Source organism: Streptomyces viridochromogenes DSM 40736 (assembly GCF_000158955.1).
Classification (GTDB): Bacteria; Actinomycetota; Actinomycetes; order Streptomycetales; family Streptomycetaceae; genus Streptomyces; species Streptomyces venetus.
Genome location: NZ_GG657757.1, coordinates 2,825,898 through 2,847,175, shown reverse-complemented (window position 1 = coordinate 2,847,175; position 21,278 = coordinate 2,825,898). Strand labels below are relative to the sequence as shown.

Annotated in this window: 19 protein-coding genes; 9 read left to right on the top strand and 10 right to left on the bottom strand. The window is 71.8% G+C overall.

Going from position 1 to position 21,278, the window contains the following annotated elements; translation table 11 throughout:
* Positions 1–51 precede the first annotated feature (51 nt).
* Positions 52–798 carry a DNA repair protein RecO gene (recO, locus tag SSQG_RS12435; RefSeq protein ID WP_003990109.1) on the top strand — a complete coding sequence of 249 codons (747 nt, stop codon included), beginning with the start codon at positions 52–54 and terminating at the stop codon, positions 796–798.
* A gap of 60 nt (positions 799–858) precedes the next feature.
* On the top strand, positions 859–1,692 hold the full coding sequence (locus SSQG_RS12430) for an isoprenyl transferase (protein ID WP_003990108.1): 834 nt from the start codon (positions 859–861) through the stop codon (positions 1,690–1,692).
* Between the two features lie 307 nt (positions 1,693–1,999).
* On the opposite strand, the gene SSQG_RS12425 is transcribed toward SSQG_RS12430, so the two are convergent.
* Genes SSQG_RS12425 through SSQG_RS12410 form a run of 4 tightly spaced genes read right to left on the bottom strand, consistent with a single transcriptional unit; the run spans position 2,000 to position 5,106 of the window.
* Positions 2,000–2,416: a Fur family transcriptional regulator gene (locus SSQG_RS12425; protein ID WP_003990107.1), complete on the bottom strand. Its 417-nt coding sequence runs from the start codon at positions 2,414–2,416 to the stop codon at positions 2,000–2,002.
* A 58-nt stretch (positions 2,417–2,474) separates the two neighbouring features.
* Positions 2,475–3,377: a metal ABC transporter permease gene (locus SSQG_RS12420; RefSeq protein WP_003990106.1), complete on the bottom strand. Its 903-nt coding sequence runs from the start codon at positions 3,375–3,377 to the stop codon at positions 2,475–2,477.
* Positions 3,377–4,144, bottom strand: coding sequence for a metal ABC transporter ATP-binding protein (locus SSQG_RS12415; protein WP_039932503.1), 768 nt, complete (start codon positions 4,142–4,144; stop codon positions 3,377–3,379). Before SSQG_RS12415 ends, SSQG_RS12420 begins: the two co-directional genes overlap by 1 nt.
* A 20-nt stretch (positions 4,145–4,164) precedes the next feature.
* A complete protein-coding gene (locus SSQG_RS12410; protein WP_039932502.1) occupies positions 4,165–5,106 on the bottom strand; it encodes a metal ABC transporter substrate-binding protein in 942 nt (313 codons plus the stop codon).
* A gap of 171 nt (positions 5,107–5,277) precedes the next feature.
* Here SSQG_RS12410 and SSQG_RS12405 point away from each other — a divergent pair, with 171 nt between their 5' ends.
* From SSQG_RS12405 to SSQG_RS12390, 4 genes are all read left to right on the top strand, one after another.
* Positions 5,278–6,660: a glycine--tRNA ligase gene (locus tag SSQG_RS12405; protein ID WP_003990103.1), complete on the top strand. Its 1,383-nt coding sequence runs from the start codon at positions 5,278–5,280 to the stop codon at positions 6,658–6,660.
* 147 nt (positions 6,661–6,807) lie between these two features.
* Positions 6,808–7,425, top strand: a complete 618-nt coding sequence (locus SSQG_RS12400) for a LysE family translocator (protein ID WP_003990102.1) — start codon at positions 6,808–6,810, stop codon at positions 7,423–7,425.
* 76 nt (positions 7,426–7,501) lie between these two features.
* Complete coding sequence (locus SSQG_RS12395) at positions 7,502–8,506, top strand: aldo/keto reductase (RefSeq protein WP_039932501.1); 1,005 nt, start codon at positions 7,502–7,504, stop codon at positions 8,504–8,506.
* A 25-nt stretch (positions 8,507–8,531) separates the two neighbouring features.
* Positions 8,532–9,119 (top strand): TetR family transcriptional regulator, encoded by a 588-nt coding sequence (locus tag SSQG_RS12390; RefSeq protein WP_003990100.1) that lies wholly within the window; start codon positions 8,532–8,534, stop codon positions 9,117–9,119.
* 79 nt (positions 9,120–9,198) lie between these two features.
* Here the strand turns inward: SSQG_RS12390 and SSQG_RS12385 are convergent, their stop codons facing one another.
* Positions 9,199–9,405, bottom strand: a complete 207-nt coding sequence (locus SSQG_RS12385; RefSeq protein ID WP_003990099.1) for a hypothetical protein — start codon at positions 9,403–9,405, stop codon at positions 9,199–9,201.
* Positions 9,406–9,522: 117 nt separating this feature from the next.
* On the bottom strand, positions 9,523–10,977 hold the full coding sequence (locus tag SSQG_RS12380; protein WP_086025085.1) for an MFS transporter: 1,455 nt from the start codon (positions 10,975–10,977) through the stop codon (positions 9,523–9,525).
* An 81-nt stretch (positions 10,978–11,058) separates the two neighbouring features.
* Between SSQG_RS12380 and SSQG_RS12375 the strand changes: the two genes are divergently transcribed.
* Positions 11,059–11,949 carry a helix-turn-helix domain-containing protein gene (locus SSQG_RS12375; RefSeq protein WP_039932500.1) on the top strand — a complete coding sequence of 297 codons (891 nt, stop codon included), beginning with the start codon at positions 11,059–11,061 and terminating at the stop codon, positions 11,947–11,949.
* Between the two features lie 91 nt (positions 11,950–12,040).
* Positions 12,041–12,526, top strand: a complete 486-nt coding sequence (locus SSQG_RS12370; RefSeq protein ID WP_003990096.1) for a hypothetical protein — start codon at positions 12,041–12,043, stop codon at positions 12,524–12,526.
* Between the two features lie 42 nt (positions 12,527–12,568).
* On the opposite strand, the gene SSQG_RS12365 is transcribed toward SSQG_RS12370, so the two are convergent.
* Complete coding sequence (locus tag SSQG_RS12365) at positions 12,569–14,014, bottom strand: MFS transporter (protein WP_003990094.1); 1,446 nt, start codon at positions 14,012–14,014, stop codon at positions 12,569–12,571.
* Between the two features lie 78 nt (positions 14,015–14,092).
* Here SSQG_RS12365 and dusB point away from each other — a divergent pair, with 78 nt between their 5' ends.
* A complete protein-coding gene (gene dusB / locus SSQG_RS12360) occupies positions 14,093–15,235 on the top strand; it encodes a tRNA dihydrouridine synthase DusB (protein ID WP_039932499.1) in 1,143 nt (380 codons plus the stop codon).
* On the opposite strand, the gene SSQG_RS12355 is transcribed toward dusB, so the two are convergent.
* The 3 genes from SSQG_RS12355 to SSQG_RS12345 form a co-directional block, all read right to left on the bottom strand.
* Positions 15,236–17,056 carry a sulfatase-like hydrolase/transferase gene (locus SSQG_RS12355; RefSeq protein ID WP_244299107.1) on the bottom strand — a complete coding sequence of 607 codons (1,821 nt, stop codon included), beginning with the start codon at positions 17,054–17,056 and terminating at the stop codon, positions 15,236–15,238.
* Between the two features lie 843 nt (positions 17,057–17,899).
* Entirely contained in the window at positions 17,900–19,837 is a 1,938-nt protein-coding gene (locus SSQG_RS12350) for a glycogen debranching N-terminal domain-containing protein (protein WP_039932498.1), read from the bottom strand.
* Positions 19,834–21,246, bottom strand: coding sequence for an MGH1-like glycoside hydrolase domain-containing protein (locus tag SSQG_RS12345; protein ID WP_052310268.1), 1,413 nt, complete (start codon positions 21,244–21,246; stop codon positions 19,834–19,836). Before SSQG_RS12345 ends, SSQG_RS12350 begins: the two co-directional genes overlap by 4 nt.
* Between the last annotated feature and the right edge of the window lie 32 nt (positions 21,247–21,278).

The window sequence follows — 21,278 nt, the reverse complement described above, 5'->3', positions numbered from 1 at the left end:
GCCCGCGAGACGCGGTGCCCTCGGGGCCGGGGACCCTGCGAGAATGACGCCATGAGTCTGTTCCGCGACGACGGCATCGTGCTGCGCACCCAGAAGCTGGGTGAGGCGGACCGGATCATCACGCTGCTCACACGGGGTCATGGCCGGGTACGGGCGGTGGCCCGGGGCGTGCGCCGGACGAAGTCGAAGTTCGGTGCGCGCCTCGAACCCTTCTCCCACGTCGACGTCCAGTTCTTCGCGAAGGGCAGCGAACTCGTCGGACGCGGGCTGCCGCTGTGCACGCAGAGTGAGACCATCGCGCCGTACGGCGGCGGCATCGTGAGCGACTACGCCCGGTACACGGCCGGGACCGTCATGCTGGAGACCGCCGAGCGGTTCACCGATCACGAGGGCGAGCCGGCGGTGCAGCAGTATCTGCTGCTCGTCGGCGGCCTGCGCACCCTCGCCCGGGGCGAGCACGCGCCGCACCTCGTCCTCGACGCGTTCCTGCTGCGCTCCCTCGCGGTCAACGGGTACGCCCCGAGCTTCACCGACTGCGCGAAGTGCGGTATGCCCGGCCCCAACCGGTTCTTCTCGGTCGCGTCGGGCGGTTCCGTCTGCGTGGACTGCCGGGTGCCCGGCAGCGTCGTACCCTCGCCCCAGGCCCTGGAACTCCTCGGCGCCCTGCTCACGGGAGACTGGGAGACCGCGGACGCGTGCGAGGCGCGGTACGTCCGGGAGGGCAGCGGGCTGGTGTCCGCGTATCTGCACTGGCACATGGAGCGCGGGCTGCGCTCCCTGCGCTACGTCGAGAAGTAGGCCCGTACAGAAGCAAGCCCGTACAGAAGTAAGCAAGCGAGCACGAGGAGCGAGAGACACATGGCCGTACGCGGGATCCTGGGGCGGCAGCGCCGGGAGTACAGGACGCCGGAGCCGCACCCGTCCGGCGCGCGGCCCCCGAAGCTCGGAGAGCTCGTACCCAAGCATGTGGCGATCGTCATGGACGGCAACGGGCGCTGGGCGAAGGACCGGGGGCTGCCGCGCACCGAGGGCCACAAGGTCGGCGCCGAGCGGGTGCTCGACGTGCTCCAGGGCGCCATCGAGATGGGCGTGGGCGCGATCTCCCTGTACGCCTTCTCCACCGAGAACTGGAAGCGGTCGCCGGACGAGGTGCGCTTCCTGATGAACTTCAACCGGGACTTCATCCGCAAGACCCGTGACCAGCTCGACGAGCTGGGCATCCGGGTCCGCTGGGTGGGCCGTATGCCCAAGCTGTGGCGGTCCGTGGCCAAGGAGCTCCAGATCGCCCAGGAGCAGACCAAGGGCAATGACCGGCTGACCCTGTACTTCTGCATGAACTACGGGGGGCGCGCTGAGATCGCCGACGCCGCGCAGGCGCTCGCCCAGGACGTGAGGAGCGGCAAGCTCGACCCGTCGAAGGTCAACGAGAAGACCTTCGCGAAGTACATGTACTACCCGGACATGCCGGACGTCGACCTGTTCCTGCGTCCCAGCGGCGAGCAGCGCACCTCCAACTACCTGATCTGGCAGAGCGCGTACGCCGAGATGGTCTTCCAGGACGTGCTGTGGCCCGACTTCGACCGGCGTGACCTGTGGCGGGCGTGCCTGGAGTTCGCCTCGCGGGACCGGCGCTTCGGCGGCGCGATCCCGAACGAGGAGCTGCTGGCCATGGAGGGCAAGCAGCAGCAGTAGGCCGGGGGTTTCCCGGCCGGGCTGGTCTGCGAGGCCGCGCTGCCGGTGTCCGCCGGCGCCCTCACCCTGGCGGAGCACGGCACACAGGCCGTCGCCGCCAGGGGACGACCACGCGATCGTCGCCCTCGTCGCACTGGCGATGGGGGTGCGGGCCTCCACCGTGCTGCGTGTCCGAACTCATCGACGACGTACCCAAGCGCCCGCAAGGGGCTGACCGCGGCGGCGGTACCGCTCCTCGCCGCGGTCGCCACGGCTGCGAGCGGAGAGGGCGGGGCGGCGCCCGGAAGGCCGTTAGCCGCCCGCGGGCCTACTTCGCCGCCGCCGCGCAGTCCGCGCAGGTGCCGAAGATCTCCACCGTGTGGGCCACGTTCACATAGCCGTGCTCGGCGGCGATGGACTCCGCCCACTTCTCCACGGCCGGGCCCTCGACCTCGACGGCCTTGCCGCAGCCGCGGCACACGAGGTGGTGGTGATGGTCGTCGGTGGAGCAGCGGCGGTAGACGGACTCGCCGTCGGCGGTGCGCAGGACGTCGACCTCGCCGGCGTCGGCGAGGGACTGGAGGGTGCGGTAGACCGTGGTGAGCCCGACCGAGTCGCCCTTGTGCTTGAGCATGTCGTGCAGTTCCTGCGCGCTGCGGAACTCGTCGACCTCCTGCAGGGCCGCCGCAACAGCGGCCCGCTGCTTGGTGGCGCGGCCCTTCACGGACGGTCCAGCGGTCGTCACCGTTGCCTCCTCACGTCTGCCTTGCCCGGGCCATTGTGCCAGCCCGGGGTGGGGGCGGTCAGACGCCGACTTCGTCGGCTGCCTCCCGGGTGCCCGGAATCGCGCACTCGGCCGGGTCGCCGGCGGCGTCAGCGGCGGTCCGGGCACGGGCGCGGCGCCGGGCGAGCGGCGTGGCGAGCGCCGTCAGCACGATGAACGCGCCGATCGTCAGCAGCACGATGGTCGCGCCGGGCGGCACGTCCTGGTAGTACGAGGTGACGGTGCCGCCGATCGTCACGCTCACGCCGATGGCGACGGCGATCGCGAAAGTGGCCGCGAAACTGCGGCCGATCTGCTGGGCGGCCGCCACCGGCACCACCATCAGCGCGCTGACCAGCAACAGGCCGACCACGCGCATCGCCACCGTCACCGTGACGGCCGCGGTGACGGCCGTCAGCAGGTTCAGGGCGCGCACCGGAAGGCCCGTCACCCGCGCGAACTCCTCGTCCTGGCTGACCGCGAACAGCTGCCGGCGCAGGCCGAGGGTGACCAGCACGACGAAGGCGGCCAGCACGCAGATCGCCGTGACGTCCGACTCGGACACCGTCGACAGGGAGCCGAACAGGTACGACGTCAAGCTGGCGTTGGAGCCCGTCGGCGCGAGGTTGATGAACATCACACCACCCGCCATACCGCCGTAGAACAGCATCGCGAGGGCGAGGTCGCCGCGGGTCCTGCCGTACCAGCGGATCAGCTCCATGAGGACCGCGCCGAGGACCGAGACGAGGGTCGCCATCCACACCGGGGACCAGGTCAGCAGGAAGCCGAGGCCCACACCGGTCATCGCGACGTGGCCGATGCCGTCGCCCATCAGGGCCTGGCGGCGCTGGACCAGGTAGATGCCCACCGCGGGGGCCGTGATGCCGACCAGGACGGCGGCGAGCAGCGCCCGCTGCATGAAGGCGTAGTCGAGGATGTCCATCAGCTCAGCAGTCCCGTGCGGATCGGTTCGGCGCCCGCCGGCGCGTGCGGGTGTACGTGGTCGTGGCCGGGCAGGGCGTGCTGCCCGACGGCCTTCGGGGGCGGCCCGTCGTGCAGGACGCAGCCGTCGCGGAGCACGACCGCCCGGTCGATGAGGGGCTCGAGCGGGCCCAGCTCGTGCAGCACCAGCAGCACGGTGGTGCCCTGGGCGACCTGTTCCCGCAGTGTGTGCGCGAGCACCTCCTGGCTGGCCAGGTCGACGCCCGCCATGGGCTCGTCCATGATCAGCAGCTCGGGTTCGCAGGCGAGGGCACGGGCGATCAGCACCCGCTGGTGCTGGCCGCCGGAGAGCGCGTCGACCGAGTCCTTGGCCCGGTCCGCCATGCCGACGAGCTCCAGGGCCCGCCGTACGGCCGCGTGGTCCGCCTTGCGCAGCACGCCGAAGCGGGCCCGCGACAGGCGGCCGGAGGCGACCACCTCGGTCACCGTGGCGGGCACCCCGCCCGCGGCCGTGGTGCGCTGCGGGACGTAGCCCACGCGGTGCCAGTCGCGGAACCGCCCGCGGTCCGTGCCGAACAGCCGGATCTCGCCCGCGCCGGTCTGCACCTGGCCGATGATGCTGCGCACGGCCGTCGACTTGCCGGAGCCGTTCGCACCGAGCAGGGCGACGACCTCGCCGCGCCGCACGGTGAGGTCGATTCCGCGCAGGACGGGGCGCGAGCCCAGGTCCGCGCGGACGCCGCGCAGGGATATGACGGACTCGGTCATGCCGTCCTCCGTTGAGTCGATCACTTGGCTCCCATGGCCGTCTGCAGGGCCTTGAGGTTGGCTTCCATGACCTGGAAGTAGTCGTCGCCGCGGGACTGGTCGGTGATGCCCTCGAGCGGGTCGAGGACGTCCGTCTTCAGGTTCGCGTCCCGGGCGAGGGTCTTCGCGGTCTTGCCGGAGACCAGTGTCTCGTAGAAGACCGTGGTGACGCCGTCGGCCTTGGCCTCCTGCTGGAGCTCGCGGACCCGGGCGGCACTGGGCTCGCTCTCGGGGTCGACGCCGGAGATGGCCTCCTGGGTGAGGCCGTAGCGCTCGGCGAGGTAGCCGAAGGCGGCGTGGTTGGTGAAGAAGACCTTGGTCTTCGTGTCCTTCAGGCCGTTCTCGAAGTCGCTGTTCAGCCCGTTCAGCTTTGTGACCAGGGCCTCGGTGTTCTTCTTGTAGTCGGCCGCGTGGTCCGGGTCGGCCTTCTCGAAGGCCTTGCCGACGCCCTGGGCGATCTCGGCGTACTTCACCGGGTCGAGCCAGACGTGCGGGTCGCGGCCGTGTTCCTCCTCAAAGTGGCCTTCCTCGCCCTCGTGGCTGTGACCGCCGGTGCCGTGGTCCTCCAGGTGGGTCAGCGTGGCCGCGTCGATCTTCGTCTTGATGCCGGTCTGCGAGACGGCCTCGTCGACGGCGGGCTGGAGGCCTTTGAGGAAGAGCGCCGCGTCGGCCTCCTCCAGCTGCGCGCGCTGCTTGGTGCTGAGCTCCAGGTCGTGCGGCTCCTGGCCGGGCTCGGTCAGGCTGGTGACGTTCGCGTGGTCGCCGCCGATCTGCTGGGCGAGGAACGCCATGGGGTAGAACGAGGCGACGACGTCGAACTTGTCCGTGTTGCCCGTCGCCGCGCTGTCGCTGGAGCAGGCGGTCAGAGCGCCGAGGCCGAGAGCGGTGGCCGCGGCGGCCGGTATGAGTCGTCGTACGTTCATGACACTCATTTTCAACTAATATGGAAACCGTTGTCAACAAAGGCTCTGAGCAGGGCCTTGAGATCGCCGGAGGGGGAGCGATTTGATTGAGGGGGCGCCCCCGCCGGTAACCTGAAGCATTCGCTGGAAGCAACTCGCTCCGTCGCCCGTCGTCGTAATGAAGAGAGCACCGTGGCCGCCGACAAGATCGACACCATCGTCAGCCTGAGCAAGCGCCGTGGCTTCGTATTCCCCTGTAGTGAGATCTACGGCGGTCAGCGCGCCGCTTGGGACTACGGCCCCCTGGGTGTCGAGCTCAAGGAGAACCTCAAGCGCCAGTGGTGGCGCTACATGGTGACGTCGCGCGAGGACGTCGTGGGCATCGACTCGTCCGTGATCCTGGCCCCCGAGGTCTGGGTCGCCTCCGGCCACGTCGCCACCTTCACGGACCCCCTCACCGAGTGCACCTCCTGCCACAAGCGGTTCCGCGCGGACCACCTGGAGGAGGCCTACGAGGAGAAGAAGGGGCACGCCCCGGAGAACGGGCTCGCGGACCTCAACTGCCCCAACTGCGGCAACAAGGGCACCTTCACCGAGCCCAAGCAGTTCTCCGGCCTGCTGTCGACCCACCTCGGCCCGACGCAGGACTCCGGCTCCATCGCCTACCTGCGGCCCGAGACCGCGCAGGGCATCTTCACCAACTTCTCCCAGGTGCAGACCACCTCGCGGCGCAAGCCGCCGTTCGGCATCGCCCAGATGGGCAAGTCCTTCCGCAACGAGATCACGCCCGGCAACTTCATCTTCCGCACCCGCGAGTTCGAGCAGATGGAGATGGAGTTCTTCGTCAAGCCGGGCGAGGACGAGAAGTGGCAGGAGTACTGGATGGAGCAGCGCTGGAACTGGTACACCGGCCTGGGCCTGCGTGAGGAGAACATGCGGTGGTACGAGCACCCGAAGGAGAAGCTCTCCCACTACTCCAAGCGCACCGCCGACATCGAGTACCGCTTCCAGTTCGGCGGCAGTGAGTGGGGTGAGCTGGAGGGCGTCGCCAACCGCACCGACTACGACCTCGGCGCGCACTCCAAGGCCTCTGGCCAGGACCTCAGCTACTTCGACCAGGAGGCCGGTGAGCGCTGGACTCCGTACGTCATCGAGCCCGCGGCCGGTGTCGGCCGGTCGCTGCTCGCCTTCCTGCTCGACGCGTACGTCGAGGACGAGGCACCCAACGCCAAGGGCAAGATGGAGAAGCGCACGGTCCTGCGCCTGGACCACCGCCTGGCCCCGGTGAAGGTCGCGGTGCTCCCGCTCTCCCGCAACCCCGAGCTGTCGCCGAAGGCCAAGGGTCTCGCCCAGGCCCTGCGCCAGAACTGGAACATCGAGTTCGACGACGCCGGCGCCATCGGCCGCCGCTACCGCCGTCAGGACGAGATCGGTACGCCGTTCTGCGTGACCGTCGACTTCGACACGCTGGAGGACAACGCGGTCACCGTCCGTGAGCGGGACACCATGAAGCAGGAGCGCATCTCCCTCGACCAGATCGAGGGCTACCTGGCGGCCCGCCTGGTCGGCTGCTGATCGTTCCCGGATGCACCGCGGTGCCGGGTTCCTCTTCGGAGGGGCCCGGCACCGTTGCGTTCACGGGGCGGCGGGAGGCGAGTGGTCCTCCAGCGCCGCGGCCGATTGGACCTGTTTCCCGGGAGCGCGCCGCGCCAAGGTGAGCGCATGAGCATCGCGTTTCTGCTGACCACGCTGGTCGTCGTCGCCACGCCGGGCACCGGCGTCGTCTACACCCTCGCCGCCGCACTGTCCCGGGGGCGGCGCGCGAGCGTCGTCGCCGCCGTCGGGTGCACGCTCGGGATCGTGCCGCATCTGCTCGCCACGGTCACCGGGGTCGCCGCGCTGCTGCACGCCAGTGCCACCGCGTTCCAGGTGCTGAAGTACGCCGGGGTCGCCTACCTCCTCTACATGGCGTGGGCGACGGTGCGGGACAAGGAGGCCCTCGTGGTGGAGGAGCGGGCGTCGTCCGGGCCTGTGCCGGCGCGGCAGGTGATCGTGCGCGGGGTGCTGATCAACATCCTCAACCCGAAGCTGACGATCTTCTTCTTCGCGTTCCTGCCGCAGTTCGTGAATCCCGGGGAGCCGCACGCGGTGGTGCGCATGGTGGGGCTGGGCGGGGTGTTCATGCTGGCGACCTTCGTCGTCTTCGCCGCGTACGGGGTGCTGGCCGCGTCGGTGCGCCGTCATGTCGTGGGCCGGCCGCGGGTGATGGCCTGGCTGCGGCGGGGTTTCGCGGGGTCGTTCGTGGCACTCGGGGCGAAGCTGGCGTTCACGGCGCGGTAGCCGGGGACGGCAAGGGCTGACAAGTGACAGATGACAGATATTGAAATCTGTCAGCTGTGATGGCAAGGTGGTCGGCATGACGATGCGAACCCGCTCCCTCGGAACGACCGGCCCCCAGGTCTCCGCCCTCGGCCTCGGCTGCATGGGCATGTCCGCGCTGTACGGCGAGGCGGACCGGGCCGAGTCCATCGCGACCATCCACGCGGCGCTCGAAGCGGGCGTCACCCTGCTGGACACCGGCGACTTCTACGGCATGGGCCACAACGAACTGCTGATCGGCGAGGCCCTGCGCGCGGCCCCCGCCGCCCGGCGGGAACAGGCCCTGGTCAGCGTGAAGTTCGGCGCCCTGCGCGGCCCGGACGGCAGCTGGCTGGGGTACGACGGCCGGCCCGCCGCCGTGAAGAACTTCGCCGCCTACTCCCTTCAGCGGCTCGGCGTCGACCACATCGACGTCTACCGCATCGCCCGTCTCGACCCGGACGTGCCGATCGAGGAGACGGTCGGCGCGATCGCGGAACTCGTCGAGAAGGGCTACGTGCGGCACATCGGCCTGAGCGAGGTCGGCGCCGGGACCATCCGCCGGGCCGCCGCCACGGCACCGATCGCGGACCTCCAGATCGAGTACTCCCTCATCTCGCGCGGCATCGAGGACGCGGTCCTCCCGGCCACGCGTGAGCTGGGCATCGGGATCACGGCGTACGGGGTGCTCTCCCGGGGCCTGATCTCCGGCCACTTCACCGCGGACCGGCAGCTCGGCCCGGGCGACTTCCGGGCCAGGTCGCCGCGCTTCCAGGGCGACAACCTCCAGCACAACCTCGGCCTCGTCGAGGCGCTGCGGAAGATCGCCGAGCAGAAGGGCGTCAGCGTCGCCCAGATCGCGATCGCGTGGGTGCTGTCGCGCGGTGAGGACATCGTGCCGCTGGTCGGAGCCCGCCGCCGTGACCGGCTCACCGAGGCGCTGGGCGCGCTCGACGTGACCCTGGACGCGGCCGACCTCGCCGCGATCGAGCAGGCCGTGCCCGCCGGTGCCGCCGCCGGTGACCGCTACCCGGCGGCACAGATGGCGCACCTCGAGAGCTGAACCGCGGCACCGGTACGGTCAGGGCATGGCACCGACCACCGAGACCCTGACCGCCGAGCGCATCCTCGAGGCCACCGAGGAGGTGCTGCGCCGCCACGGCCCGGCCAAGGCCACCGTGGTCGACGTGGCCCGCGCGCTCGGCGTCAGTCACGGCAGCGTCTACCGGCACTTCCGCACCAAGGCGGCGCTGCGCGAAGCGGTCACCAAGCGCTGGCTGGACCGCACGTCCGGGGAACTGTCCGGAATAGCCGCCGCTGAGGGCGACCCGGAGGCCCGGCTGAGGGACTGGCTCAGCGCGCTGTTCGCCGCCAAGCGCCGCAAGGCGGGCGACGATCCGGAGCTGTTCGCCACGTACATGGTGCTCACGGGCGAGGCCGGCACGGCGGTCGGCGAACACATCACCGACCTGACCGCCCAGCTGGCCCGCATCATTCGGTCCGGCGTGGACGCCGGCAGCTTCGACACCGCAGACCCGGAGGCCTCGGCCCGCGCGGTCTTCCACGCGACCGGACGCTTCCATGACCCCTGCTACTCCAGGGAGTGGGAGCGACCCGGGGTGGAGGGGGAGTTCGAGGCGGTGGTGGAGCTGGTGGTGCGGGGCTTGCACTCGTAGGGCGACGGTGACGGTGGCGGCGCAGTGAGCCGTCACCGCAAGAAGCCGTTTCACCGCAAGAGGCCCCCCGCCCCGGGCTTCACGCCGCCGTCGGATCCACAGTCGCCTGATGGGCCTGCGCCAGATGCTCCTCCGCCTTGAGCCACGGCAGGAACTGGGCTCCTCTGCGCCAGCCGCAGGTGTCGCATCTGATCGTGCGCTGCACGCCCGTGCGCCGTACCCGCACCACGTGCTCCCGGCCGTGCTGGTCCCAGCGGCTGACCTTGCTCGTGTCGTTCTGCGTCATGACGCCTCCCGCGTCCGGGAATCCGGCGGTTCCGGTCCGTTTCGCAGCAAGGAGTGTGCAGCAAGACCAACATCAACAGTGCGGCCGGGGCAGCGAGTTATCAGGCTGTGAGGGACCTCAGACGACCGTGCGCGGCAGCCTGAGGCTCAGCAGCCCGGTCAGCACGACCCCGCCGAGCTGCACCAGCAGCGTCGTGACCAGGGCGTCCCGCATGCCCATCCCCGGGACCAGGGACAGGAACAGCGTGCCCAGGGTGGCCACACCGAGGGCCAGCGCCGACTGCTGGGTGGTGATCATCACACCGCTGCCCACCCCGGCGCGGGCGGGCGGCACCTCGGAGAGGATCACCCGGTAGACGACCGGGAGTTGCAGCGCCTGGCCCGCGCCCGCGACCGCCGCTCCGGGCAGCAGTTCGACGAAGCCGAGATGCGGCCAGAAGCGCCAGGCGGCGAGTGCCATCAGGGCCAGGCCCAGCCCCTGGAGCGCGGCGCCCGCCGTCACCACGCGGGTCCCGTACCGGGCGACCAGGCGCGGGCCCAGCAGGGAGAAGACGAAGAACACCACCGCCAGGGGCGCGAGCGCCAGGCCCGCGGCGACCGGATCGAGCCCGGCGCCCTGCTGCAACGCCACCGCGATCACGAACATGAAACCGCTGAAGCCGATGGAGAAGGGCAGGATCAGCAGCAGTCCGCGGCGCAGGGAGGTGAGCGCGAACAGGCTCGGCGGGACCAGCGGCGTACGGCCCTCGCGGTCGGCCCGGCGCTCCACCGCGTAGAACGCCGCCGCCACGAACGGGAACGCCACCAGCGACAGCCACGTCCACAGCGGCCAGCCCGCCGCCCGGCCCTCGGTGAGCGGGACGAGCAGCGTGAGGAGCGAGGCCGCGAGGAGGACCGTGCCGGGGACGTCCACCGGCTCCGGGCGCGGGGAGCGGGTCTCGGGGACCGCGCGGACGGCCAGCACCAGCCCGGCGAGGACCACCGGCACATTGACGAGGAACACCGAACGCCAGCCCGTACCGGCGATGTCGGCCGCGACCAGGACCCCGCCGAGGATCTGCCCGGCCACCATGGACAGCCCGGCGGTCGCGCCGTACAGGCCCATGGCCTTCGCCCGCCGCGGGCCGGACGTGGTGGCCTGGATGGTGGCGAGCACCTGCGGCAGCATCGCGGCGGCCGACGCGCCCTGCGCGACCCGGGCCGCGACCAGCGACCAGGCGCCGGGCGCCAGTCCGCACGCCAGCGAGGTCAGCCCGAAGGCGGCCATGCCGACGAGGAACAGCCGCCGCCGGCCGAACAGGTCACCGAGCCGCCCGCCGAGGACGAGCAGGACGGCGTACGCCACGCCGTAACCGGCCACGACCAGTTCGAGGACCGACTCGCTCGCGGCGAGGTCGGTGCCGATGGTGGGCAGGGCGACATTGACGATGAAGAAGTCGACGAGGGGCAGCGCGGCGGCCAGCAGCACCGTGAACAGGCCGAGGCCGCCCAGCACCGGCGCCGGGGCGGCCGGTGAGCGGACAGAGCGGGGGGTGAGGGATTCCGTGGTCACGGTCACGAGCCTGCGACCCATCCCAGGCTGGTACCAGAGTGTTCTTATCCTGGTAGAAGCACTACCTGGAAACAGGGTCCGGGCGGCGGCAGGCTGGAGGGCATGGTGACCATGGCTCAGGAGACACCGGTACGCGCGCCCGGGGCGCTCAGTGACACGGACGTCCGGCGGCACGAACTGGCGGCCTTCCTGCGCAGTCGCCGTGAGCGGATCGCCCCCGAGCAGGTCGGCCTGCCCCGGGGGCGCCGACGCCGTACACCGGGCCTGCGCCGCGAGGAGGTCGCCCAGCTCTCCGCCGTGGGCGTCACCTGGTACACGTGGCTGGAGCAGGCCCGGGACATCCAGGTCTCCGTCCAGGTCCTCGACGCGCTCGCCCGCGCGCTGCTGCTCGACCCCGGTGAGCGCGCCCACCTCTTCCAGCTGGCGGGGGCCGCGGACCCGACGCCGGCGACCACCTGCCCGTCGGTCACGCCCGCCATGCGGGCGGTGCTGGAACAGGTCGAGCCGTTCCCGGCGTGCCTGCAGAACAGCCGCTACGACATCCTCGCCTACAACCGCACCTACGGACTGCTGCTGTGCGACCTGGACACGGTGCCGCCCGAGGACCGCAACTGCATGGTGCTGTCCTACACGCACCCGGGATGGCAGTCGTCGATCGTGCACCTGGAGGAGACGCAGCGCCTGATGGCCGCCCGCTTCCGCGCGGCCATGGCCGGTCATCTCACCGAGCCCGCCTGGAAGATGCTGCTCAAGCGGCTGCGCACGGAGTCCCCCCAGTTCCGCGCCGCCTGGGACCGTCACGAGGTCGTCGCCCACCGCACCAAGCGCAAGGAGTTCCTCAACCCGCACGTCGGCCGCATCACCGTCGATCACACCGACCTGTGGCTGACGCCGGGCGTGGGGCCGAGGATCGTGACGTACGTACCGGCGGACGCGGAGTCGAGGGAGCGTCTGAAGGAGCTCCAGGTGATCGCCTCGGCGCGGCACGGTTAGATCCGGAAGAAGGGCCCTGGCTAGTCCGTTCCAGCGGGTGCAGGGCGTGGGGCACACGGTGGGGAGGCGAGCGGTGCGACCCTCGTCGTCCATGGATATCGCCACCTTCTACGCCCTCTTCTCCGCGACCTGCTTCACCCTGGTCGGCCTGTGGTGGAACGTCGTCCAAAGCCACGACGAGTGGATGCGCGACCCCGCCCAGCGCCGCGTCGTCGGCGGTGTATACCTGTCCTTCCTGCTACCCGCCGTGATGGGCCTGTTCGGTCAGGTCGGCGGCGCCGAACAGCCGCGGATCTGGCGGGCGGCCTTCGTCTTCCTGGCCTTGATCGGCTGCGCGTGCACCCTGCGGCTGCTGGCCCGCACCCGCGGCGACGGCTTCGTCGTCTGGCAGCAGGCCGGTGCCGCCCTGATCTACGCCGTGATCGCGGTCGTGGGCGCGTTCCCCGAACTCGCCGGCCACGTCGGGCTGCGCCCCATCCAGGCCGAGGCCGTGATGCTGATCGCCCTGGTCGTCCTGGGCCACGCCCTCGTCTGGCGGTTCATGGCGGGCGAGGGCCGTGCCGTGCCGGAGGACTAGGCCGCTTCTCTCATCATCGAGCGGACCGAGGGGCAGCAGGTCTCAAGCCCTGACGTCGGCGGCCTCCCGGGCCTTGGCGGACTCCAGCTTCTCGGCCGCCCGCTCGGCGGTCCGGCGGGCCCAGCGTCCGCTGGTCAGGGCGCCCAGCGTCAGCACCGCGGCACCGCAGACCGTCAGGATCCACCAGCCCGGTCGCGCGGCCTGGACGAACATCTCCCGGTACGAGGACGCGCCCACTCCCGCGGCGAGCACCGCGCCCACCACCGCCACGCCGAGCGTCTGGCCCAGCTGGCGGCTCGTCGAGGCGACGGCCGCGGCGACGCCCGCCTGGGCGCGGGGCATGCCGGAGACCGCCGTGTTGGTGATGGGGGCGTTGACGAAGCCGAAGCCGATACCGAACAGGACGTAGCCGGCGACGAGGGTGAGGTCCGAGGTCTCGGCGTCGAACGCGGCGAAGAGGAGACCGCTGGCCGTCATCGCGCCGCCCGCGATCAGCAGCGGCAGGCGTGGACCGCGCGTCCCCACCAGACGGCCGGAGAGCGGGGCGCACAGGAACGTGGGGGCCGCCATGGGCAGCATCCACAGGCCCGCCTCCAGGGCGGTCAGACCGCGCACGTTCTGGAGGTACAGCGTGGACAGGAAGAGGAAGCCGCCGAGTGCGGCGAACGCGCTGATCGCGATGACGGTGGCGCCGCTGAACGGTGCCGAGCGGAAGAACCGCAGGTCGATCAGCGGCTCCGCACGGCGCGGCTCGTACAGGAGCAGGCCCGTGAGCGCGGCCAGGGCCACCACGACGAGCGGGGCGGTCGAGGCGAACGGTGTGGTCGGCGCCTCGATGATCGCGTAGGTCAGGGAGCCGAACAGGGCGATCACCAGGAGCTGGCCGACGGGGTCGGGGCGGCGGGCCCGGCCGGCCCGGGACTCCGGGACGAAGCGCAGGGTGAGCAGGAGGGCGGCGAGACCCACGGGGAGGTTGATCCAGAAGATCGAGCGCCAGCCGACCGACTCCACCAGCAGGCCGCCGACCAGCGGGCCGGCGGCCATCGATATGCCGACGACCGCGCCCCACACGCCGATCGCCCGGGCGCGCTCGCGGGGGTCGGTGAAGGTGTTGGTGATGATCGACATGGCGACCGGGTTGAGCATGGAGCCGCCCACCGCCTGCACCATCCGGAAGGCGATCAGCGCCTCCAGGTTCGGCGCGAGGGAGCAGAGCACCGAGCCGAGGGTGAAGACGACCAGGCCCGCCATGAACACGCGCTTGCGGCCGATCCGGTCGGCCGTGGAGCCCGCGAGCATCAGCAGCGAGGCCAGGACCAGGGTGTACGCGTCGATCGTCCACTGCAGGCCCGACGTACTCGCGTGCAGGTCCTGCTGCATGGACGGCAGGGCCACGTTCAGGACCGTGTTGTCGAGGCTGACGATGAGCAGGCTCATACAGCAGATCGCGAGGACGAGCATGCGGCGGCGGTGGCTGAGCTCGGGCATGCGCTCCATCGTACGCCGATTTCGATAGTGCGGCTAACTAATGAATTGTGCCTTCTCGTTGCACGGCACAATGGAGGAATGTCCACGCCCACCACGCCCCTGCGCATCGGCCCGCACACCGTCCAGCCGCCCGTCGTCCTGGCCCCCATGGCCGGGATCACCAACGCGCCCTTCCGCACCCTGTGCCGGGAGTTCAGCGGTGGCAAGGGCCTGTTCGTCAGCGAGATGATCACCACCCGGGCGCTGGTGGAACGCAACGAGAAGACGATGCAGCTCATTCACTTCGACGCGAGTGAGCGCCCCCGGTCCGTCCAGCTCTACGGCGTGGACCCGGCGACCGTCGGCAAGGCCGTCCGCATGATCGCGGAGGAGGACCTCGCCGACCACATCGACCTGAACTTCGGCTGCCCGGTGCCGAAGGTCACGCGCAAGGGCGGCGGGTCCGCGCTCCCCTACAAGCGGCACCTGCTGCGGGCCATCCTGCGCGAGGCCGTCAGCGGCGCCGGCGACCTGCCCGTGACGATGAAGATGCGCAAGGGCATCGACGACGACCACATCACCTACCTCGACGCCGGCCGGATCGCCGTCGAGGAGGGCGTCACCGCCATCGCACTGCACGGCCGTACCGCCGCCCAGCACTACGGCGGCACCGCCGACTGGGACGCCATCGCCCGGCTGAAGGAGCACGTGCCGGAGATCCCCGTGCTCGGCAACGGCGACATCTGGTCGGCCGAGGACGCGCTGCGGATGGTGCGCGAGACCGGCTGCGACGGGGTCGTGGTCGGGCGCGGGTGCCTCGGGCGTCCCTGGCTGTTCTCGGACCTCGTCGCCGCCTTCGAGGGACGGCACGACGACGTCGCCCGGCCCACGCTCCGCGAGGTCGCCGACGTCATGGTCCGGCACGCCACACTGCTCGGCGAGTGGATCGGCGACGAGTCCAAGGGCGTCGTCGACTTCCGCAAGCACGTCGCCTGGTACCTCAAGGGCTTCGCGGTCGGCTCCGAGATGCGGGGGCGTCTCGCGATCACCTCCTCGCTGGAGCAACTGCGGGCCGGCCTGGACGAACTCGACCTCGACCAGCCCTGGCCCACCGGCGCCGACGGGCCCCGGGGCCGTACGTCCGGCAACAACCGGGTGGTGCTGCCGGACGGCTGGCTGAAGGACCCCTACGACTGCGCGGGCGTCGGCGAGGACGCGGAACTGGACACCTCCGGCGGCTGATCAGCCCGAGGGGTGCGGGGTGGAGCCGAACGCCTTCAGGAAGCGGTCGCGGAAGGAGCTCATCTTCCAGACGGGCGCGTCACGGTCCGGCTTCAGGCCCTCCGTCCAGTTCCAGTCGGCGACCTTGTCCAGGACCTTCGGGTCCTTCGCGACGACCGACACCGGCACGTCCCGGCTGGCGCGCTCGCCGCTGACCCGGGCGATGGGCTGGTGGTCGCCGAGGAAGACCAGGACGGTGTCGTCGGTGCCGTAGCGCTCCAGCCACTGGGTGAGGCTGGTGACCGAGTACTGGATGGCCTTGCCGTACTCCTCGCGGGACCTGGTGGTGTCGGTGATGATGTCCGACGCCTTGTTGCCCGCCTTCTGGATCGCGTCGAAGACGGAGCCGTCGCCCAGTTCGTCCCAGCCGACCGTCTTCGGGATGGGCGCCCAGGGCTGGTGGCTGGAGGTCAGGATGACGAACGACATCAGCGGCTTGTCGCGCTTCCTGCCGTGCACCTGACGCTGGAACGCCTCCAGCGCGTACTGGTCGGGCATGGTCGACCAGCTGAACTTCGGGCCCTTGTACCCCAGGTCGTACGCGTCGTAGAGCTTGTCGAGGCCGTACCACTTCTCCTCCGGCCAGCCCTTCTGCACGCCCGGCATGACGCCGACCGTGTCCCAGGCGCCGGACTTCTGGAACGCCTTGGTGAGGGTGAGGTGGTCGCCGGCGCTGACCGTGCGGTAGCGGCGCTGGTTGTCGATCCACAGACCGGACATGGTCGTGGAGTGGCCGAGCCAGCTGCTGCCGCCGTAGGTGGCCGAGGTCAGCCAGCCGCTCCGGGCGGCGAAGCCGGCCTTCGCCAGGGCCTTCGTGCTGGTGTCCAGGGTCCGGTCGACACCGGGGGCCATGATCGGGTCCTCGATGGCGCTGCGGCCGTAGCTCTCGATGAACGTGAAGATCATGTCCTTGCCGCGCAGGTCGGGCAGCAGCTGGTCGGGCGGGGTGTTGCCGAAGCTGTCCGCCTTCGCCTCCTGCGCGAACGCCGCCTCGTCCCGCAGGGACTCCACCGTCCGCTGCGCGTGCACCCGGAGGGCACCGGCCGCGCGCTCGGAGGCGATCGGCCCGCCGAAGAGCGTCAGGCCCAACGCCGAGCAGGTGATCCACACGATGCCCGCGATCAGCGCGCCCCGGGCCGCCCGGGGCCGGTGGCGGACCAGCAGTTCGCTGAGCCGGACCGTCGCCAGCACCATGACGACCGCCAGCAGCAGGACGAGGACGACCGCGCCGACGGCGGCGGCGGTCGCCACGCCGCTGCCCAGCGTGTCCTCGACGTACGCCTGCGCGTCGGGCAGCAGATCCCAGTCGAGCGCGGCGTTGAAGCCACGGCCCAGGTACTCGTTGAACCCCATGTCGAGCAGGTTCACCGCGGTCAGCGCGGTGAGGCCGAGCCCGTACAGCACGGCCGCGACCAGCCGCGGCCGACGCGGCAGCCCCAGCACGACGACGGCCCCGAGCACCGCCTCCGCGGGGATACGGGTGAAGCTGCGCGGCTCGACACCCGGGAGGGTGTTGGGCAGCAGCAGGGCCCCGAGAACGAGCACGGCCGCGAGGGCGGTGGCGCACCAGGACAGGGCGCGGGAGGTTCGGGGGTGGCGGGTGCGGAGGTAGGTGAGTCCGGTGAGGCGAGCGAGGCGGGATCTCCGAGTGGCCCGGGGAGCCGCTGCGGCGGGCTCGTCTGCGACGGACTCGGTGGTGACAGGGTCTGCGACGGACTCGGTGGTGACAGGCTCGGGTGGGACGGGCAGGGCGCCGCCGGCCGGGCTCCCGACCGCCGACACCTGCCCCGCCTCCGGCGCGCGCTTCGCCTCCGGCGTGGGCTGCTGCGACGATGCCGCTGCGGGTTCCGGTGCCGGTGCGGGTTCCTGTTCCAGTGCGGGCTCCGGTGCCGGTCCCGGGTCCTGCTCGGGTGTGGGGTCCGGTGTTGGTCCCGGTTCCGGCTCGGGTGTGGGTACCGGTGTCGGCGCGGCCCTCGCCTCGGGGCTGGGTTCCGGTGTCGGTGTCGATGCGGGGTCCGGCGCGGGTTCCGGCGCGGGTTCCGATGTCGCGGCGGATGCGGATGCGGATGCGGATGCGGGTGCTGGTCCCGGTTCCGGCTCGGGTGTGGGTACCGGTGTCGGCGCGGGTTTCGCCTCCGGCGTGGGTGGTGACGGCGATGCCGCTGCGGGTTCCGGTGCCGGTGCGGGCTCCTGCTGCAGTGTGGGCTCCGGTGTCGGTGGTGAGTCGAGTTCCGGCGCCGGCTTCAGCTCCGGTTCCGGTTCCGGTTCCGGCTCGGACGTCCGTGTGGGGCCCGGCACGCGCTCGCGTGCCGGTGCCGACCCCGACTCCGCTCGCCCCGTGTCGCCCGGCCCCTCGGCTCCCGGGTCCTTTTCCTCCCCCTCCCGCTCCTCACGCTGTGGCTCTGGTACGGCCTCTGAAGACCCGTCACCCGGCCCCGGTGACGGGCTGAAGCGTGTGAAGACAGGCACCCGGAGAGGTCCTTCCCATACGGAAACCAGTGAGGTGGCGGACCCGTGTGGGGGGGACGGGTCCGCCTCAGTTCCGTACGGGGCGTTCAGCGGGTGTGTTCAGCGCCTGCGGCCAGCGCTCGGCAAACACCCGGCAAACGCTCGGCCAACCGGGACTCAGACGCCGCCGACCGCCGTGAGCAGCGCCAACGGGGCCGAGGCGGAGCGGGATTCGCGGACGCACGCGTGCGGGTACGGCACCGGCTCGGGGTGGCTGTCGCGGTCGTAGCCCGCGAGGACCTCCGGCAGCCGGTGACCGGTCGCGGCCGCCGCGTCGACGAGACCGCCCGCGATCGCGCGGGCCTCGTCGTGCAGCCCGTAGCGGGCCAGGCCCAGCGCGATCAGCGCGTTGTCGTGAGGCCAGACCGAACCGCGGTGGTAGGAGAGCGGGTGGTAGGCCGGCTGCCCGGCGGCCAGGGTGCGCACGCCCCAGCCCGAGAAGAAGTCCGGTTCGAGGAGCCGCCGGCCGACCTGTTCGCCGTACTCCTTGTCCAGCAGCCCCGACCACAGCAGGTGCCCGGCGTCGGAGGCGAGGGCGTCGACCCGCTCGCCCCGGCCGTCGAGGGCGAGCGCAGGGAAGGAGCGCTCCGGCATCCAGAAGTCCCGCTGGAAACGGTCGCGCAGGTCACCGGCCCCCTGCTCCAGTAGGTCCGCGTACGTCCCGTCCTGCCACACCGTGCGCGCCAGCCACGCCGTGCGGCGCAGCGCGTCGTACGCGTAGCCCTGGGCGCCCGCGGCGGTCACCGGGCCGTGGGGGCGGGTGCCGTCGGCGGAGCAGATCGCGCCGGGGGAGTCCTTCCAGTTCTGGTTGGCGAGGCCGCCCCGGTCGGCGCGGTAGACCAGGTAGCCGCGCGAGGTCAGGCCGCCGTGGTCGAGCATCCAGCCGACGGCGGCACGGGCGTGGGGTTCGAGACGGCGGGCCAGGGCGGTGTCGCCCGTCTGCTCCACGTACGCGCCGAGGAGCACGAGGAACAACGGCGTGGCGTCGACCGAGCCGTAGTAGCGGCCGTAGGGGACCTGGCCGAAGTGCGCCAGTTCGCCGTGCCGCACCTCGTGCACGATCTTGCCGGGCTGGGTGACCTCGTCGGCGTTGACCCCCGTCGCCTGGGTCGCGGCGAGTGCGGGCAGTGTGGCGGCGGCCAGCCGCGGTCGGTAGGGCAGGGCGAACAGCGAGGTCAGCAGGGCGTCCCGGCCCAGCAGGGTCAGGAACCAGGGCGCGCCGGCCGCCGGGACGCGCAGTTCCTCGCCGTCCGGGCCGGTCGCGGGGACCTGGAGCGCGGCGAGGTCGGCGAGGCCCCGGGCGCAGGCCGCGGCCAGCTCCGGCCGGCCGCTCGGGAAGGCCACGCCCTCCATGAACTCGTCTTCGCATGCCCGGATCTGCCGCTGGAGCGCGGCGGGGGAGCGGGGCACGCGCAGGGCGCGTTTGTCGCCGTGCGGACGGGCGATGACCCGCAGGATCAGCTCGGCGGTGCCGTGCGGTTCGAGGTCCAGGGTCCACACCATGCGCCGGGCACCGGTGCCGGTCTCCTCCACGGCGTCCGGCTGCGGGTCGGTCGTCACGGTCGTGACGGACCGCCACTCGCCGCGCCGGTAGGTGAACTCCACGCCGTGCCCGAGGACCTGGCGGGAGCGGACGGCACCGGTCTTGGTGTAGGTGCGGTGGTCGGAGCGCAGTTCGAACTGGTCGGTGAAGTCGGCGTCGGCGGTGACCGCGAGCCGGACCGCCGTCGGTGTGGGACGGTTGCTGGTGACGCGCAGCGACTCGACGAACGTGGCGTCGCCGACGGCCTGTTCGCGGAAGAGCGTGTACGCGGGCGGCTCGTCGCGGCCGCCGCGCGGGACGAGCACGCAGGCCGCCGTGTCCCCGTCGGTCACCGGAGTGAGCGTATCGGGCACGGCCCCGTCGACGGTGAGCTGCCAGCGGCTCAGGTGCCGCGCGTCCCGTACGAACATGCCGTCCGGGGCGCTGCCGCCCCGGTAGCCACTGATGTCGCCGCGGTCGCCGACGGCGGCGAACGTCCCGCCGTGCACGAGCAGATGATGCCGGTCGGTCATCGCCGGTCCTCTCCCTTGGTCGCCGTGACGCCGCATCTGTCCCATGCGGCCCGGTCGTGCAGCAGGTCGAGCGTGAGCGCGGCGGTCCAGCCGAAGCCGGTGGCGCCGCAGGCCTGTGACGTGTAGGGGTCGACGTACTCCGCGAAGCCGGAGGCGCCGGCGGTGTGCAGGATGCCCTTGCGCAGGGCGTCGGCCCGGCCGCGCTCGCCCTGCAGCCGCAGCCCGCGCTCCAGCAGCCAGCTGGTGTTGAACCAGGCCGGGCCGCGCCAGTACCGGTGCGGGTCGAAGGCCTCGCCGAGCAGGTCGTAGCTGGGCACCAGGCGGGTCGAGCCGCCGAGGCCGAAGTGCGGGCCGCAGACGGTGCGGACCAGGGTGGCCGCGAGGTCACGCGGCAGGGTCGGCAGCAGCAGGGGGACCAGCCCGGTGACACCGCGCTCGGGGACGAGCTCCCCGGCGCGTACGTCCCGGCACAGGAACATCCCCGCGGCCGGGTCCCACAGCCGCTCCACGAGGGTGGCGGTCAGCCGCTCGGCGCGGGTCCGCCGGGCCGAGCCCGCCGCGCCCAGCTCGTGCGCGATCCGGGCCAGGGCGTACTCGGAGGTGATGAGCAGGGCGTTGAACGCCGGGTCCTCCACCATGAAGTCCCCGGGCCCGTCCGCGTAGCCCCGGTCCCGGTAGTCCGCCGCGAGCCGCACGTACCGCCCGTAGTCCAGATCCGTCGGCCGGTCCTCGGGGGAGCCGTGGTCGAGGTCGGCGCGGCGGAAGGAGCGGGCCGGGGCCGGAGTGACCCGGGAGAGCGGACGGTCCCAGCAGGGGCTGTTGTCCATACCCTGTTCCCAGGGGTGCACCACCGATACCAGCCCGCCTCCGCCCAGGTCGCGCCGGTGCAGCAAGTACCGGTGCCAGGCCGCGAGTCGGGGGTACGCCCGGGTGAGGAAGCCGCGTGCCCGGGACAGGCCGGGGTCGGCGAGGTGCACCAGCCAGGCGGCCAGCGCGTGCACCGGTGGCTGCACGATCCCGGAGGTCTGTACGGTGCGCGGGGCACCCGCGGCACGTCCCGCGGTGGCGGACCGCCAGAAGTCGGGGCTGGGGAAGTACGCGTCGAGCGGGACGGAGGGGTTGAAGACGATGTGCGGGATCCGCCCGTCCGCCCACTGGGCCGCCAGCAGCGTCTCCAGCTCCGTCTGCGCCCGTAACGGCGACAGGTGGCGCAGGCCGATGGCGATGAACGCCGAGTCCCACGACCACTGGTGCGGATACAGGTCGCGCGAGGGCACGGTGGAGGAGCCCGTCCAGCCGGCCTCCAGCACGGTGGCGGCCCTGAGGTGCAGGGGGAGGGCGGTACTGGACGGATCGTATACAACGGTGCGTCCCGCGGGGCGGGGGGCGCGTCGGGCGGTGCGGTCCACTCGGAACTCTCCGGAAGACGTCCGGCCGGCCG

Coding starts and splice junctions, on each gene's coding strand:
- recO (WP_003990109.1), top strand. CDS start 52: ATGAGTCTGTTCCGCGACGACGGCATCGTGCTGCGCACCCAGAAGCTG.
- SSQG_RS12430 (WP_003990108.1), top strand. CDS start 859: ATGGCCGTACGCGGGATCCTGGGGCGGCAGCGCCGGGAGTACAGGACG.
- SSQG_RS12420 (WP_003990106.1), bottom strand. CDS start 3,377: ATGGACATCCTCGACTACGCCTTCATGCAGCGGGCGCTGCTCGCCGCC.
- SSQG_RS12415 (WP_039932503.1), bottom strand. CDS start 4,144: ATGACCGAGTCCGTCATATCCCTGCGCGGCGTCCGCGCGGACCTGGGC.
- SSQG_RS12410 (WP_039932502.1), bottom strand. CDS start 5,106: ATGAACGTACGACGACTCATACCGGCCGCCGCGGCCACCGCTCTCGGC.
- SSQG_RS12400 (WP_003990102.1), top strand. CDS start 6,808: ATGAGCATCGCGTTTCTGCTGACCACGCTGGTCGTCGTCGCCACGCCG.
- SSQG_RS12395 (WP_039932501.1), top strand. CDS start 7,502: ATGACGATGCGAACCCGCTCCCTCGGAACGACCGGCCCCCAGGTCTCC.
- SSQG_RS12390 (WP_003990100.1), top strand. CDS start 8,532: ATGGCACCGACCACCGAGACCCTGACCGCCGAGCGCATCCTCGAGGCC.
- SSQG_RS12385 (WP_003990099.1), bottom strand. CDS start 9,405: ATGACGCAGAACGACACGAGCAAGGTCAGCCGCTGGGACCAGCACGGC.
- SSQG_RS12380 (WP_086025085.1), bottom strand. CDS start 10,977: ATGGGTCGCAGGCTCGTGACCGTGACCACGGAATCCCTCACCCCCCGC.
- SSQG_RS12375 (WP_039932500.1), top strand. CDS start 11,059: ATGGTGACCATGGCTCAGGAGACACCGGTACGCGCGCCCGGGGCGCTC.
- SSQG_RS12370 (WP_003990096.1), top strand. CDS start 12,041: ATGGATATCGCCACCTTCTACGCCCTCTTCTCCGCGACCTGCTTCACC.
- SSQG_RS12365 (WP_003990094.1), bottom strand. CDS start 14,014: ATGCCCGAGCTCAGCCACCGCCGCCGCATGCTCGTCCTCGCGATCTGC.
- dusB (WP_039932499.1), top strand. CDS start 14,093: ATGTCCACGCCCACCACGCCCCTGCGCATCGGCCCGCACACCGTCCAG.
- SSQG_RS12350 (WP_039932498.1), bottom strand. CDS start 19,837: ATGACCGACCGGCATCATCTGCTCGTGCACGGCGGGACGTTCGCCGCC.